The sequence below is a fragment of the Actinomadura sp. 21ATH genome, from assembly GCF_041951345.1.
Lineage (GTDB): Bacteria > Actinomycetota > Actinomycetes > Streptosporangiales > Streptosporangiaceae > Spirillospora.
In genome coordinates, this window is sequence record NZ_JBGNUR010000006.1 from 214036 (window position 1) to 228655 (window position 14620).

A 14620-nucleotide genomic window follows, 5' to 3' on the forward strand; every position below is an offset into this window, starting at 1 on the left:
CGGGGAACGCGGGGAGCGCAGGGAACAAGGAGTGGTGGCGGAGCGGGGCCGGGCGGACGTCGGTACCGGGCGGGCGCGGCTCGTCGCCGTCGCCGTGCTCGGGGCGCTGGTGGGGGTCTACGCGGTCGCCGCCGTGGGGCGGCCCTGGGCGGCGGTCGCCGTGCCGGTGGCGGTGGGGATCTTCGTGGTGCAGCTGCGGTACGTGCTGGCACCGTTGCGGCGGTTCCGTACGTGGCCGTGGATGGCGGTGCAGGTCGTCCTGAACGGGCTCGCCGTGCTGTGGCTCGGGTTCTCGGTCGCGGTGCTGGGGCTGCTGGCGGGGGCGCTGCTGCTGGAACGGGCCAGGGCGGCGGCCGTGCTGGTGGCGGTGGCGGCGCCCGCCGTCGCGGCGGGCCGGGGCGGGACGGTCCGGGAGATCGCGGACTACGCGATCACCACGGTGCTGGTGGCGCTGGTGGCGGTCGGGCTGTCGCGGCTGATCGACCGGATCGACGAGGTGCACTCGGCGCGGATCTCCCTGGCGGTGGCGGCCGTCGAGGAGGAGCGGCTGCGGCTGGCGGCCGGGCTGAACGAGGGGATCGGCCGGGGCCTGGACACGATCGCGGCCGCGCGCGGGCCCGCGGACCTGGACCGGGTGCTAGAGGTGGCCCGGGAGGCGCTGGCGGGGGCGCGCGGTGCCGCGACGGAGCTGCGCAGCCTGTCGCTGACGCCGGAGATCTCCGCGGCGCGGGGGCTGCTGGCGGCGGCCGACGTGGAGGCGGCGGTACGAGTCGGGCATCGCGAGCCGCTCGGCCAGGCGGGCGCCCTGCTGGCGGCCGTGCTCCGGGAGGCCGTCACGGACGTGGTCCGGCAGGGCGGGGCGCGGCAGTGCGCCATCGAGACGGAGGAGCGGGCCGGCCTGCTGGTGCTGCGGGTGACGAGCGACGGGGTGGCCACGGCCGCGCGGGGCGCCGAGGCGCTCGCCGGGGTGGCCGCCCGGGTGGAGGCGGTCGGCGGGCGGCTGGCCGCCCGGATGGAGCCGGACGGTCGGTTCACCGTGGAGGCGGCGGTGACCGGGGCGCCGGCGCCGACCGCCGAGGCGTCCAGTGCCGAGCACCGGTTGTCGGTGGCGCTGCTGGCCGCGGTGCTCGCCGGGTTCTGCGCCAAGGGGCTGCTGCTGATGACGCCGTGGCAGGTGCCGTTCGCGGTGCCGCTGCTGGCGATGATCTGCGCCCTCCAGCTCCGGTGGATCGGGCGGCGCTGGGCGCTGGCCCTGCAGGCGGTGCTGAGTTTCGTGCCGCTGCTGTGGCTGGGGCACGCGTGGGGCGGCGTGCCGGGGTTCCTGGTGGGATCGCTGCTGGTGGTCCTGCCCGCGGCGGTCGCCTGGCCGCTGACCGCCGGGGTCATGGCGAGCATGGGGGTGATCGCCTGGGCGCTGGGGCAGGGCGCGGCCGTGGTGGCGAACTCGGTGATCAGCGTGCTGGTGACGGGTCTGGTGGTGTACGGGCTGGTCCGGCTCGCCGGGCTGGCGGACGAGCTGCGCGCCGCCGGGGCGGGCATGGCGCGGGCCGCGGTCGTCCGGGAGCGGCTGCGCGCGGCCCGGGACCTGCACGATCTGCTCGGGCACAGCCTGGCGGCCGTCCTGCTCAAGGGGGAGATCGCGCGGCGGCTGGCGGTGGCCGACCCGGAGCGGGCGCGGCGGGAGTTCGCGGACCTGGTGCGGATGGCGGCGCAGGCGCGGCGGGACATGGCGACGGTGACGGGGGCGGCGCCGCGGCTGGAGTTCGGGCCGGAGCTGGAGTCGGCGCGGTCCGTGCTGGAGGCGGCCGGTATAGAGGTACGGGTGGTCCGGGACGCTCTCGGGAAGGGCGAGCCCGTGGCGGGGGCCGTGCTGAGCACGGTCCTGCGGGAGGCCGTGACCAACATCCTGCGGCACAGCGCGGCGAGCCACTGCGAGATCACGGTGGGCGCCGCGGAGCTGGTGGTCGTGAACGACGGCTGCCCGGCCGAGGTCACGCCGCCCGGGGCGGGGATCGGCAACCTCGCGACGCGGCTGGGGGAGCTGGGCGGGCGGCTGGACGCGCGCCCGCTGGGGGACGGCCGGTTCCGGGTGGCCGCGTCGCTAGATCCAGCCGGCCTCGCGGGCGATGCGGACGGCGTCGGTGCGTCCCCGGGCGTCCAGCTTGGCGACGATCGCCGTGAGGTGGTTGCGGACGGTCCCGGCCGACAGGTGTAGCCGGCCGGCGATCTCGGTGACCTCCGCGCCGCCGGAGAGCAGCCGCAGCACGTCCTTCTCGCGGGGCGTGAGCGGGTCGTCGGCGAGGTCCCAGGCGGTGACGGCGAGGCCGGGGTCCAGGACGCGCTCGCCCGCGTGGACGCGGCGGATCGCGGCGGCCAGCTCGTCCGGGGGCGCGGTCTTGAGGAGGAAGCCGTCCACCTTCTCGGCGAGGGCGCGGCGGAGGTGGCCGGGCTTGCCGTGGGCGGTGAGCATCAGCGTCCGGCAGGACGGCAGCTTCGCGCGCAGCGCCCCGGCGGCGGTGAGCCCGTCGGTGCCGGGCATGTCGATGTCCAGCACGGCCACGTCGGGCAGGTGGACGAGCGCCGCGGGGACGACGTCCGTGCCGGAGCCGACGTCGGCGACCACGTCGAGGTCGGGTTCCAGGCCGAGCAGCGTGACCAGCGCGGTGCGGATCACGTGCTGGTCCTCCGCGAGGAGCACCCTGATCATGGTTCACGACCCTACCCGTGACGATCTCATGGGTGATCGATGACGTGCGCTCTGCCGTACGGAGCCGCAGGTCAGCAGAGTTGTCTCCATGGATGAGGCAGTGGTGCTGGACGCGGTGAGCAAGGTGTACGGGAAGGGCGCGAGCGCGGTGGCGGCGCTCCGGGAGGTGTCGATCTCCCTGCCGAGGGGCGGGTTCACGGCGGTGATGGGCCCTTCGGGGTCGGGGAAGAGCACGTTCCTGCATTGCGCGGCGGGGCTCGACCGGCCGACGTCGGGGTCGGTGCGGCTCGGGGGCACGGAGCTGTCGGGGATGAGCGAGGCGCGGCTGACCGAGTTGCGGCGGAAGCGGATCGGTTTCGTGTTCCAGGGGTTCAACCTGCTGCCGGCGCTCACGGTCGAGCAGAACGTGACGCTGCCGCTGAAGCTGGGCCGCGGCCGTCCCGACCGCGCGTGGCTGGCCGAGATCCTGCGGCGGGTCGGGCTGGACGGCCGCGCCGGGCACCGTCCGGCGGAGCTGTCGGGCGGCCAGCAGCAGCGGGTGGCCATCGCGCGGGCGCTGGTCACCCGGCCCGAGGTGATCTTCGGGGACGAGCCGACCGGCGCGCTGGACACCATGACCGCGAAGGACGTGCTGGTCATGCTGCGTGAGATCGTCGACGACCTGGGCCAGACGGTGGTGATGGTGACGCACGATCCGGTGGCGGCCTCGTACGCGGACACCGTGCTGTTCCTGGCGGACGGCCGGATCGTCGACTCGGTGAGCGCGCCGACGGCCACCGATGTCGCCGAGCGCATGACGCGTCTGGGGGCGTACGTCTGATGTTCTCTCTGGCACTGAGCACCCTGCGGTACCGGCGGGCCGCGTTCGCGGGCGCGTTCGTCGCGCTGTTCTGCGCGGCGGCCCTGGTCACGGCCTGCGGCATGCTGATGGACACGGGCCTGCGGGGCCATGTGGCGCCGGTGCGGTACGCGGGCGCCCCGATCATCGTGGCGGGCGATCCGGAGTCCCACTTCGTGCAGGACGACGGTGACCGCAAGAGCAAGCCGAACACGGCGCGGGCGTGGATCCCGGCGTCGCTGGCCGACAGGCTGCGGGCGGTGCCGGGGGTCCGTTCCGTGGCCGCCGACGTCACGTTCCCGGCGCTGGTCGCGGGCAGGACGGCGGAGGGGCACGGCTGGGAGTCGGCCGCGCTGGCGCCGGTCGCGCTGGCGGCGGGCCGCGCCCCGGCCGCCGCGGGCGAGATCGTGGTGGACCCGGCCGCGGGCCGCGGCGTCGGCGCCACGGTCCGCGTGACGCACGCCCTGGGCGCGGGCGACTACCGCGTCGTCGGCGTGACCAGGGCCGGGACCGGCGGGCCGGCGGCCTTCTTCAGCGGCGGCGAGGCGGCGCGCCTGGCCGCCCGGCCCGGCAAGGTCACCGCGATCGGCGTGTGGGCGGAGCCGGGCGGGCCCGCCGAGGCGGCCGTGCGGGCCGCGGTGCGCGGGAGCGGCGCGACGGTGTCGGCGGGGATCGAGCGCGGCCGGGCGGAGTTCCCGGGCAGCGGCGGCGCCCGTACCAAGCTGGTCAGCATGGGCGCCGCGCTGGGCGGCACCTCGCTGATCGTGGCGCTGCTGGCGGTCGTCGGGACGTTCGGGCTGGCGATCCAGCAGCGCGAGCGGGAGCTGGCCGTGCTGCGCGTGGTCGCGGCGACGCCCCGGCAGGTGCGCCGGATGATCGGCCGCGAGGCGGTGCTGATCGGGCTGGCGGCGACGGTGCCGGGCGCGGCCGCGGGCCTGTTCCTGGGCTCCCGGCTGTACGCGGCGTTCGCGGATCTGGACGCCATCCCGGCCAACCTGCCGCTGGTCGTCGGCCCGTTCGCGCCGGCCGTCGCGGTGGCGGTGACCGTTCCGGCGGCATGGCTGGCGGCGCGGATCTCGGCGCGGCGGATCGTCCGGCTGCGTCCGGTGGAGGCGCTGGGCGAGGCGGCGCTGGTCCCGGCCCGGACGCCGTGGTTCCGGCTGGTGGCCGGGTTCGCGGCGCTGGCCGGCGGAGCGGTGCTGACGTTCGTGCTCCGGTCGGTGCACACCGAGGCCGCGTCGGGCCCGCTGACGCCGCTGACCGCGCTGCTGTTCGCGACGGCGGTGGGGCTGCTGGGCCCGGTGCTGTCCCGGGCGCTGATCGGGACGGCGGCCCGGCCGTTCCAGCGGGCCGGCGGGGTCGGCGGGGTGGCCGCCGCCAACCTGCGCGCCGGTGCCCGCCGGCTGGCCGCCGTGATCGCCCCGCTGACCCTGATGATCGCGCTGGCCTCGACGCTGCTGTTCGCCGAGACGTCCGTGAAGGAGGCGGCGGCGTCGCAGGCCGCGGCCGGGACCGTGGCCGGCCACGTGCTGGGCCCCGCGGTGCCCTCCCCCGCCGCCGAGGCGGTACGGCGCGTACCCGGCGTGCGGACGGTCACGGAGGTCCTGCGCACCCGCGTGCGCACCGACGACAGCCCGTACAGCGTGCAGGGCGTCACCCCGGCGGGCCTGGCGCGGACGATGGACCTGGACGTGCGGTCGGGCTCCCTGGACGGCTTCGGCGACGGCACCATGGCCGTCCGGGAGAACCTGGGCATGGAGGTCGGCGAGCGGGTGTCGTTCGCGATGGCCGACGGGACGCCCGTGACCCTGCGCGTCGTGGCCGTCTACGGCCGCGGCCTCGGGTTCGGCGACTTCACGGTGCCGCACTCGCTGGTGGCCGCGCACGTGGACGTGCCGATGGGGACGGTGCTGGTGGACGCTCCCGGGGTGAGCCGGGACGCCCTGGCCAGCGTGGTCGCCGCGTACCCCGGGGTCGGCGTGCGGGAGCCGGCCGGCGCTCCCGAGAAGGCGAGCGGCAGCGCGGTGAACTACCTGTCGCTGGGGCTGATCGTCGCGTTCGCCGCGATCTCGATGGTCAACACGCTGGCCATGGCCGTCGCGGGCCGCGTCCGCGAGCTGGCCCTGATGCGGCTGGCCGGGGCCACCCGGCGGCAGGTGCTGCGGATGCTGCGCTGGGAGACGCTGGCGGCGGTCGCCGTCGCGGCGGTCCTGGGCGTCGCGATCGCGTGGGTCACGCTGACCGCGTTCAGCGCGGGCATGACCGGCTCCGCGCCGCACGTGCCGCTGCCGGGCCTGCTGGGGATCGTCGGCGGGACCGGGCTGCTGGCGCTGCTCGCCACCGCCCTGCCCGCCCGGCCGGCGCTGCGCCGGGCGCCCGCGGCCGTCGCCGGCGCCCGGGACTGACGGCGCGCACGCCCGCCTGCTCCCCTGGACCGCGGTCTAGGGGAGCAGGCCGCGTTCGTACGCGGTGGCCACGGCCGCGGCACGGTCGTTGACGTCGAGCTTGGCGTAGATGTGGGTGAGGTGGGTCTTGACCGTGGCCTCGCTGATGAACAGTTCGGTGGCGATCTCCCGGTTGCCGGTGCCGCGCGAGACCAGCCGCAGGACCTCCAGCTCGCGGCCGCTCAGCGAGCCGCTGCGGGGCTCGCGCACGCGGGACACCAGCCGCGACGCGATGGCCGGGGACAGCACGGTGCGCCCCTCGGCGGCGGCGCGGACGGCGTCGAAGAGGTCGTCGCGCGGCGCGTCCTTGAGGAGGTAGCCCGTCGCCCCGGCCTCGATCGCGGGGATCGTGTCGGTGTCGGTGTCGTACGTGGTGAGGACGAGGACCTTGCTGGGGAGGCCGCGCCGGGCGAGTTCGGTGATGGCGTCCACGCCGCCGCCACCCGGCATCCGGAGGTCCATGAGGATCACGTCGGGGCGCAGCTCGGCGGCCAGCTCCACGGCCGCGCGCCCGTCGGCGGCCTCGCCGAGGACGTCGAAGCCGGGGGCGGCGGCGAACATGCCGCGCAGGCCGTCCCGGACGACGGGATGGTCGTCGACGATCAGCAGCGTGATGTCAGCCATGGCGGATCAACGGTACGCGGGCCGAGACGGCGGTGCCCCGGCCGGGTTCGGACTCGATCTCCAGCGTGCCGGCGACCCGCGCCGCGCGCTCGCGCATCGCGGTGAGGCCGAAGCCCCGGGAGGGCCGGGTGAAGCCGCGGCCGTCGTCGCGGACGTCGAGGGTCACCTCGTCGTCCATGTAGGAGAGGGTGACGCCGACGCGGCCGGCGGCGGCGTGCCGGGCCGCGTTGGCGAGGGCCTCCTGCGCGATGCGGAGGAGGGCGGCCTCGATCTCTTCGTGCAGCGGTTCGACGGTGCCGGTGACGGTGAGCTGCGTGCCGTCCCGCACGATCTTCTTGAGGGCCTCGGGCAGCGAGTCGTGCTCCAGGTGGGTGGGCGCCAGGTCGTGCACGGAGCGGCGGGCCTCGCGCAGGCTCTCGCGGGCCAGCGCGGTGGCGCGGCGGACGTGCTCGCTGTCCTCGGCGGCCTGGAGCTGGGTGATGATGCCGGCGAGGCCCTGCGCGATGGTGTCGTGGATCTCGGCGGCGAGGCGGCGGCGCTCGTCGTTCACCCCCGCCTCCCGCGCCTGGACGAGCAGCTGCGCCTGGAGCCCGGCGTTCTCCTGGAGGGCCTGCTCAAGGCGCGCGTTGGTGCGTTCGAGCTCGGCGATCGTGTCCTGCCGGATCCGGGCCTGCTCGTCCTCGCGGCGGGCGATGCCGGCGAAGACGAGCAGGAGGGAGGCGTTCAGGAGGAAGAGGCCGCCGAGGGCGAGCCACTGGAGGAGGCCCGCCGGCGGCAGCCCGCCCGACTGCGCCCCGGCCATCGTGACGGCCGTGATCAGCATGCCCGCGACGCTCCAGCGCCGGGACAGGAACCGGTGGGCGTCGAAGTACCCGGCGACTGCGTAGACGCAGAAGAAGGGGTTCAGGTAGGAGAGCGCGGCGGCCAGGACGGTGCGGGTCCAGTAGTAGGCGGGGCCCGTGACCCGTCCCGCGGTGTGCAGGATCTGGAAGGCGAGCGCCGTGAGGAAGAGCGGGACGACCGCCCGCTCCTCCCACGGCGACATCACCTCGGTGCGGATGATCAGCGCCAGCGGGATCGAGAGGGCCAGCAGGCCGTACGGACCCCACCGGTAGAAACGTTCCTCTTCCTCCGAGAATGTCGCCACGCACCCAGTGTGCTCTACTCCCAGCGGAACCACCGCGCCGCGGCGCCGATGAGAACGGCGGCCCAGGCGGCCGTGACGCCGAGGTGCGCCCAGTCGGGCCAGTCGCCCTGGGCGGCCTGGTTGAGGGCCTGCGACGCGGCGCCGAACGGGAAGAACTCGACGATGTCCCGCAGCAGGTCCGGCATGGCCTGGACCGGGACCCAGACGCCCGCGACGAACATCATCGGGAAGAACACGACCATGCCGACCACGTTCGTGGCCTTGACGGTCGGGGCCACCGCGGTGATCGCCGCACCCAGCGCGAGCGCGCTCAGGGCGCCGAGCAGGAGCGCCGCCGCGTACCCGGGCAGGTGCCGGGGCAGGGCCACGTCGAAGACCAGCCGGCCGATGGCGAGGACCAGCAGCGACGACGCCAGCGCGGCCGCGAAGTGCAGGACGATCTGCGCGGCCAGCAGCGACGCCGGCCGTACCGGGGTGGTGGACATCCGGCGCAGGATGCCCCGCTCGCGGTAGCCGGACAGGACGGGCGGCAGCACCTGGATCCCCGACATGATCATGGCGAGCAGCACGGCGATCGGGACGTACAGGTCGACGGTCCGGAGCCCGCCGAGGTCGGCGGACGGCTCGCGGAACGACGGGATCAGGCCGATGATGACGAACAGCAGGGCGGGGAAGGCCACGATCCAGAACAGGCTGAACGGCTCGCGGCCGAAGAGGCGGAGTTCTGCTTTGAGGACGGCGGTTGACGCGGACACTCAGTTCTCCCGGGCTTCGGTGAGTTCAAGGAAGGCGTCGTCCAGCGTGGAGTCGGTGACGCGCAGCTGGTGGGCGGTGATCTGGTGGCGGGCGAGCAGCGACAGGACGGCGTTGACGGTGGTGTCGGTGCCGTGGATGGTGATCCGGCCGTTGCGCTTCTCCAGCGCCGTGGCCTCGGGGAGCCCGGCCAGGTCGCGGTCGTCCAGCGGCCGGGACGGGGCGAACGCGATCACGGTGCCGCCGGCGCTGCGCCGGATCAGCCCCTCGGGGGTGTCGAGGGCGGCGATCCGGCCGTCCTTGATCACCGCGATCCGGTCGCAGAGGCGCTGAGCCTCCTCCATGAAGTGGGTGACGAGCAGGACGGTGACGCCGGAGTCGCGGACCTCCTCGATCAGCTTCCAGGTGTCGCGGCGGGCGCGCGGGTCCAGGCCGGTGGTCAGCTCGTCCAGGACGACGACCCTGGGGCTGCCGATGAGGGCGAGGGCGATGAACAGGCGCTGCTTCTGGCCGCCGGACAGCTTGCCGAAGCGGGTGGTGAGCTTGGCCTCCAGGCCGAGGCGGGCGGCCAGGGCGCGCCAGTCGGCCGGGTTCGGGTAGAAGGCGCTGTAGAGCTCCAGCGCCTCCCGCACGGTCAGCTTCTCCTGGAGTTCGCTCTCCTGGAGCTGGGCGCCGAGGACCTTCGTGACCTCGTCGCGGTCGGCGGCCGGGTCGAGCCCGGTGACGCGGACGGCGCCGCCGTCGGGGACGCGCAGCCCCTCCACGCACTCGACGGTGGTCGTCTTCCCGGCCCCGTTCGGGCCGAGGATCCCGAAGATCTCGCCCTCCTCGACGGCGAACGAGACGTCGTCCACCACGGGGCGGCCCCCGTACGCCTTGCGCAGGCCCTGCACTTCGATGATCGGCATGCTTCGAGGATCGCGCCGGGCGCCGTTCCGCCACATCGCCCGGCGCGCTCGTTCCGGCATCATCCGATCGGTTGACGCCTCCGTACGACCATGGCCGCGCCGCCGACCGCGAGGGGGATCAGGAGGTAGGCGCCGCACGACAGCAGCACCACTCCCGTGAACGCGGTGGCGGTGCGGGCGACGGCCGGGCGGGGCAGCAGCCGGACGGCGGCGGCGACGCCCACGACGGTGACGGCGGCCAGGCACGCGGCGGTCGCGCGCATCAGGGCGTCCAGCCCGAGGCCGGTGGGGACGGCGATGATCCCGAGGGCGGCGGTGAGCGCGGCGAGCAGCAGCAGGCTGCGCCGGACGGTCGCGAACCGGGCGGGCAGCGCGCCGTCGCGGGCCATCGCGGCGCCGAGCCGGGAGCCGCCCGCGATGTAGGTGTTGATCGCGACGAAGCTGAGCACCAGGGCCGCGACGGCGGTGGCCGCGCGGGCGGCGGGGCCGGTGCCGGCCTCCAGGAGGAGGGCGAGCGGTACGGGCGATGTGGCGGCGCGGTCACCGAGGACTCCCGTGACGGTCACGGCCAGCGCGAGGTAGAGCGTGCCGACGACGGCCAGCGTGAGAGCGGTCGCCTTCGGCAGCATGCGGCGCGGGTCGGCGAACTCGGCCGACAGGTGGCTGGCCGCCTCCCAGCCGGCGAAGGCGAAGAACAGCACGCCCGCCGCGTCCGCGACGCCGAGCGCGCCGTGCGGGGCGAACGGGGTGAAGTTCCCCGGGTCGGCGTGCGGCGCGGCGGCGGTGATCGCGGTGACCAGCAGGACGGCCAGCCCGCCGACCAGGACGAGCTGGATCCCGCCCGAGAGCCGCAGCCCGTGGTGGTTGGCGGCGAAGCCCCCGGCGAGCAGCGCGCACGCGATGGCGGCGGCGCCGTACCGGCCGAGGCCCAGGGCGGCGGCCACGTACTCGCCGCCGATCAGCGCCCCGGCCAGCACGCCCAGCGGCACGGCCGCGTAGAACCACCAGCCGACCGCCGCCGAGACGCGGGGGCCGAACGCGCGCGCCGCGAACGTGGCGACGCCGCCGCCGTCGGGGAAGCGGGCGCCGAGGGCGGCGAACGTGAGCGCCACCGGGACGCTGAGGGCCAGCAGCCCCGCCCACGCCAGGATCGAGGCGGGGCCGGCGGCCGCGGCGGCGAGGTGGGGGAGGGCGAGTACGCCCGGCCCGAGGACCGCGCCGGTGAACAGCGCGGTCCCCTGGCCGAGGCCGAGACGGTGTCGCGGGCGTTCCGGGTGTTCTGGGGTCACGCCTGGAACGTACGCATCCGGTCGATCCGTTCCGGTGCTCCTCGACCGTTCGATCGGAATCACCCCGATAATCCGTGCATGGACGAACTAGATACGGAGATCGTGCGGCTTCTCCAAACGGATGCCCGGCAGTCGAACCGGGAGCTGGCCCGGCGGCTGGGCGTGGCGCCGTCCACCTGCCTGGAGCGGGTCCGGGCGCTGACCCGGCGGGGCGTGATCCGCGGCTACCACGCCGACATCAACCTCGCCGACCTCAACCGGGGCGTGCAGGCGCTGGTGTCGGTGCAGATCAGGCCGCTGAGCCGGACGGTGATCAACACGTTCAAGGACGACGTGTCCACGATGCCGGAGGTGATCAGCGTGTTCGTGGTGGCGGGCGGCGACGACCTCGTGCTGCACGTGGCCGTGCCGGACCTCGACCAGCTGCACGGGTTCCTGCTCGACCGGCTCAGCAAGCGCAAGGAGATCGCCGGCTTCCGCACCTCGGTGATCTTCCAGCATGTCCACAACACCGTCCTGACCCGGCTGGACGCCTAAGGGCGTGGAGCGCTCATCGTCATCCGCGGGTGGACTACGGGCTCACGCCGCTCGGCGGGAGCCTGCACTCCACGATCAAGGCCCTGGTGACCTGGACGGAGGAGCACCAGAGCCGGATCGCGGCGGCCCGTACCGCCTACGACGCCGCCGCCTCGGCCGGGGCCGCCGCCGGCGCGGGCTCGGCGGAGGGCTCGGTCCGCGCGGGCTGAGCGCGGCGCGGCAGCAGCAGCGCGGGGACCAGCGCCAGCGCCATCAGCGCCACCGCCCACACGTACGTGCTCTGGAACGCGTCCGCCAGCCCGGGCGCGACCGCGGCGCGGGCGTCCGCGGCGAGCCCGTGCAGCGCCTGGAGGCCGCCCTCCCCCGCGAGCGGGACGCGCGCGGCCATCGCGCCCGACAGCAGGACCGACGCGACCGCCATGCCCACCGCGCCCATCGTGGTGTTGACGAGGTTGACGGTCGTGCTGGCGGCCGGCGCCTGCTCCTTGCTCATGCGCCGGGTCGCGGCGGTCATCAGCGGCATCATCGTCGAGCCGCCGCCCGCGCCCATCATCAGCAGCGCGGCGGCCAGCGCCCAGTACGACGCGTCCGCGCTGAGCTGGTAGGCGAACAGGCCGAACCCGGAGACGGCCAGCGCGATGCTCACCGGGATCGTCCGCCCTGGCGACAGCCGGTCGGCCAGCCGGCCGGCGAACTGCATGGACGTCCCCGACGCCAGCGCCATCGGCACGCCGAGCAGCCCCGCCATCGTCGCGCTCTCGCCCCGGACGACCTGGAAGTACAGCGGGAGCAGCAGCATCGAGCCGAAGTAGCCGGTCGCGAACAGCGCCATCGTGGCGGTCGCGGTGGCGAACGAGCGGTCCCGGAACGGCCTCAGGTCCAGCAACGCGTCCGCGGTGGTCAGCGCCCGCACCACGAACGCGGCGATCAGCACGGCGCCCGCGGCCAGCGGCAGCAGCACGGCGGTCTCGGTGAACGAGCCGCGCTCGCCGCCGGAGGTCACGCCGTAGATCAGGGCGGCCAGGCCGGGCGACAGCATCAGCATGCCGGGGACGTCCAGCCGCTTGACGCTCCGCTCGCCGTCGGCGGGGAAGATCCTCGTCACCAGCACCAGGACCAGCGCGCCGACCGGCAGGTTGACGAAGAACATCCACCGCCACGAGACCTCGTCGATCAGCCAGCCGCCCAGCACCGGCCCGGCCAGCGGGCCGACCAGGATCGCCAGCCCGAGGGTGCTCATCAGCCGGCCCAGCCGATCGGGGTCGGCGGCCCGGATGAGGATCGTCATCCCGACCGGCATGATCATCCCGCCGGCCAGTCCCTGCAGCACCCGGAACGCGATCAGCGACTCGATGTTCCACGCCAGCCCCGCCAGCAGCGAGCCGCCCGCGAACAGCGCGATCGCCGACAGGTAGAGCCGCTTGGCGCCGAACCGCCCGACCGCCCACGCCGACACGGGCACGACCGCGCCCAGCGCCAGCGAGTACCCGGTGGCGACCCACTGGATGGTCGCGAGCGGCGCGTCGAAGTCGGCGGCCAGGCTCGCGATGGCGACGTTCACCACCGTCATGTCGAGCGAGGCCATGATCGACCCCAGCACCAGCACCAGGGCGATCGTCATGGCGCCTCTGCCGGGCGGGGTCGCGCTCTCCCGGTCCGTCATGGTTCTCCTCCCTTTCACGCGCTGTAGGGGCGGACCGCGCGCGCGTCGCGCAGCGCGTGCCCCCACCAGGCGAGCTGGTCGAGCATGGACTTGGCGGCGGAGTTCGCGGCCTCGGGCGCCCGGTGGCGCCCGTCGGCGCCGAACTGGCCCCACGGGTTGTGGAAGCTGACGGTGTCGCGGACGGTCACCGCGTGCAGTTCGGCGAAGACCGGCCGGAGATGCTCCACCGCGCGCTGCCCGCCGGCCATCCCGCCGTACGACACGAACGCGACCGGCTTGGCCTGCCACTGCGTGAAGTGCGCGTCGATGAAGTTCTTGAGCGTCCCGGGGAAGCTGTGGTTGTACTCGGGCGTGATCACCACGAACGCGTCGGCGCGCTCCAGCTTCGCGGTCGCCTCGGCGTGGTCGCCGTCCGAGCCCAGGTCCGCGGGCACTGCCACCGCGCCCAGGTCGATCACGTCGGGGCGCACCCCCTCGTGCCGCTCGACCTGCTCGACGAACCAGTCCGCCACGGTCGGCCCGAACCGGCCGCTGCGGGTGCTGCCGATGATGACCGCCACGTGCAGCTTGTCGATCATGTCCCTGTCCCCTCCCGTCGTTCCGATGCCGACAACGCTAGAAATCCCGCGCCTGGCGGGAATCCGTCACGTGACCGGGGTCGATGACCGGCTGATCACAGGGTGAAACCTCAACAAAGCTTGATGTCAAGCACCCGGCAGCTTCGGTGTGGGATGGCGTACGGGCCGGTACCGGCGGCGAGTGGTGCGGGCCTCCGCCTGAGCCATTCGCTCAGGTGGAGGCCCGCATCTGTTCAGGCCGCGTCCGTTCAGGCCGCATGCGGCTGGAACGTGACGACTAGTTCGGCGTCGAGGGCCGCGGCCAGCCTCTCTAGGACTCCGATCGTGGGGACGCCGGCGCCTCCGGCCTCAAGGCGTGAGAGCGCCGACTGCGTCATGTTCGCCCGCCTTGCGACCTCTGATTGGGACAGTCCGAGCGCCTTGCGCCGGCTGCGTACCTCTGCTCCGAGCTCGTAAGCGCGCCGAGCCGCCTCGTAGCCTTCGGCCACGGCGCCGGAGTCTCGGTCGCGTTCCCACCTCGTGTGCTCCATCTCCCCCATTCTGCGGTCACCTGCTCTCCCGGAAGTGAACGACTCGATCCCCCCGTGCGGGGCCACGGCCCTGCTCAGTCGCGCAGATAGACGTCATGAGCCGGACCATGGCTTGCCTCACACTCTTTCTGGGCGGCCACCGCCCGCCTCACCTCGGCGTCCTCTGACGGTCTGGTCTTGCGGAAGGCCGTCAGCAGTATCACCCGTCGCCCTGGCGCCAGCCAGTAGGTGAGCCGCGTCTGCTGCCGAGAAAGGTAGAACCTCAGTTCCCGCACTTTGCCCTCCAGGTGCCGCGTGTACGGCTCACTGAGGGTTTCCGCGTTGTCGGCCAGGAGGTCTGCGTAGAACTCGGCACGCCCATAGTCGTGATCTGAGAGGGAGTCGAGCCACATCACGACCTCTGGCTCGACCTCGATGACATAGCGGCGTTGGGCCACCTGACCATGCTCTATGTATCACATGCTATATGCAACTCATGCTATATCGCCAGATTGTGAGCGCATGCCTCAAGCCGGGCGAGCGGCAGCCTTCCCCGACCGGCGGCTTGCGGTGGCCGCCGGGCCGACGGAGTGGGGTGGGAACAATGGAGGGCCGGGCGTGGT

General features: G+C 74.3%; 15 protein-coding genes. 5 read left to right on the forward strand and 10 right to left on the reverse strand.

Going from position 1 to position 14620, the window contains the following annotated elements; genetic code table 11:
• Positions 1 to 34 precede the first annotated feature (34 nt).
• Positions 35 to 2215: a sensor histidine kinase gene (locus ACA361_RS20500; RefSeq protein ID WP_375013912.1), complete on the forward strand. Its 2181-nt coding sequence runs from the start codon at positions 35 to 37 to the stop codon at positions 2213 to 2215.
• On the opposite strand, the gene ACA361_RS20505 is transcribed toward ACA361_RS20500, so the two are convergent.
• Positions 2102 to 2707, reverse strand: coding sequence for a DNA-binding response regulator (locus ACA361_RS20505; protein ID WP_375013914.1), 606 nt, complete (start codon positions 2705 to 2707; stop codon positions 2102 to 2104). The genes ACA361_RS20500 and ACA361_RS20505 overlap by 114 nt on opposite strands.
• Before the next feature lie 88 nt (positions 2708 to 2795).
• Here ACA361_RS20505 and ACA361_RS20510 point away from each other — a divergent pair, with 88 nt between their 5' ends.
• Positions 2796 to 3527: an ABC transporter ATP-binding protein gene (locus ACA361_RS20510; RefSeq protein ID WP_375013916.1), complete on the forward strand. Its 732-nt coding sequence runs from the start codon at positions 2796 to 2798 to the stop codon at positions 3525 to 3527.
• Positions 3527 to 5950 (forward strand): FtsX-like permease family protein, encoded by a 2424-nt coding sequence (locus ACA361_RS20515; RefSeq protein ID WP_375013919.1) that lies wholly within the window; start codon positions 3527 to 3529, stop codon positions 5948 to 5950. Before ACA361_RS20510 ends, ACA361_RS20515 begins: the two co-directional genes overlap by 1 nt.
• Positions 5951 to 5986: 36 nt before the next feature.
• Here ACA361_RS20515 and ACA361_RS20520 read toward each other — a convergent pair whose 3' ends face one another.
• The 5 genes from ACA361_RS20520 to ACA361_RS20540 are packed head-to-tail and all read right to left on the reverse strand — an operon-like array spanning position 5987 to position 10710.
• A complete protein-coding gene (locus ACA361_RS20520) occupies positions 5987 to 6613 on the reverse strand; it encodes a response regulator (protein ID WP_375013920.1) in 627 nt (208 codons plus the stop codon).
• Positions 6606 to 7760 carry a sensor histidine kinase gene (locus ACA361_RS20525; protein WP_375013922.1) on the reverse strand — a complete coding sequence of 385 codons (1155 nt, stop codon included), beginning with the start codon at positions 7758 to 7760 and terminating at the stop codon, positions 6606 to 6608. Before ACA361_RS20525 ends, ACA361_RS20520 begins: the two co-directional genes overlap by 8 nt.
• A 14-nt stretch (positions 7761 to 7774) precedes the next feature.
• Complete coding sequence (locus tag ACA361_RS20530) at positions 7775 to 8515, reverse strand: ABC transporter permease (RefSeq protein WP_375013924.1); 741 nt, start codon at positions 8513 to 8515, stop codon at positions 7775 to 7777.
• On the reverse strand, positions 8516 to 9421 hold the full coding sequence (locus tag ACA361_RS20535) for an ATP-binding cassette domain-containing protein (protein ID WP_375013926.1): 906 nt from the start codon (positions 9419 to 9421) through the stop codon (positions 8516 to 8518).
• A gap of 59 nt (positions 9422 to 9480) precedes the next feature.
• Positions 9481 to 10710, reverse strand: coding sequence for an APC family permease (locus tag ACA361_RS20540; RefSeq protein WP_375013928.1), 1230 nt, complete (start codon positions 10708 to 10710; stop codon positions 9481 to 9483).
• A gap of 78 nt (positions 10711 to 10788) precedes the next feature.
• Between ACA361_RS20540 and ACA361_RS20545 the strand changes: the two genes are divergently transcribed.
• Together ACA361_RS20545 and ACA361_RS20550 are read left to right on the forward strand one after the other, a co-directional pair.
• Positions 10789 to 11247, forward strand: coding sequence for an Lrp/AsnC family transcriptional regulator (locus tag ACA361_RS20545; RefSeq protein WP_375013929.1), 459 nt, complete (start codon positions 10789 to 10791; stop codon positions 11245 to 11247).
• A gap of 29 nt (positions 11248 to 11276) precedes the next feature.
• Positions 11277 to 11456, forward strand: a complete 180-nt coding sequence (locus ACA361_RS20550) for a hypothetical protein (protein ID WP_375013931.1) — start codon at positions 11277 to 11279, stop codon at positions 11454 to 11456.
• Here the strand turns inward: ACA361_RS20550 and ACA361_RS20555 are convergent.
• The 4 genes from ACA361_RS20555 to ACA361_RS20570 form a co-directional block, all read right to left on the reverse strand.
• The gene (locus tag ACA361_RS20555) at positions 11384 to 12910 is read right to left on the reverse strand and encodes a DHA2 family efflux MFS transporter permease subunit (protein WP_375013933.1); all 1527 of its coding nucleotides are present in this window, start codon (positions 12908 to 12910) and stop codon (positions 11384 to 11386) included. The two genes, ACA361_RS20550 and ACA361_RS20555, sit on opposite strands and share 73 nt — an antisense overlap.
• Before the next feature lie 14 nt (positions 12911 to 12924).
• Positions 12925 to 13488, reverse strand: a complete 564-nt coding sequence (locus ACA361_RS20560; RefSeq protein ID WP_375013935.1) for an NADPH-dependent FMN reductase — start codon at positions 13486 to 13488, stop codon at positions 12925 to 12927.
• Between the two features lie 248 nt (positions 13489 to 13736).
• Positions 13737 to 14018: a helix-turn-helix domain-containing protein gene (locus tag ACA361_RS20565; protein WP_375013937.1), complete on the reverse strand. Its 282-nt coding sequence runs from the start codon at positions 14016 to 14018 to the stop codon at positions 13737 to 13739.
• Positions 14019 to 14092: 74 nt separating this feature from the next.
• The gene (locus tag ACA361_RS20570) at positions 14093 to 14455 is read right to left on the reverse strand and encodes a type II toxin-antitoxin system RelE/ParE family toxin (protein ID WP_375013939.1); all 363 of its coding nucleotides are present in this window, start codon (positions 14453 to 14455) and stop codon (positions 14093 to 14095) included.
• Positions 14456 to 14620: the final 165 nt, after the last annotated feature.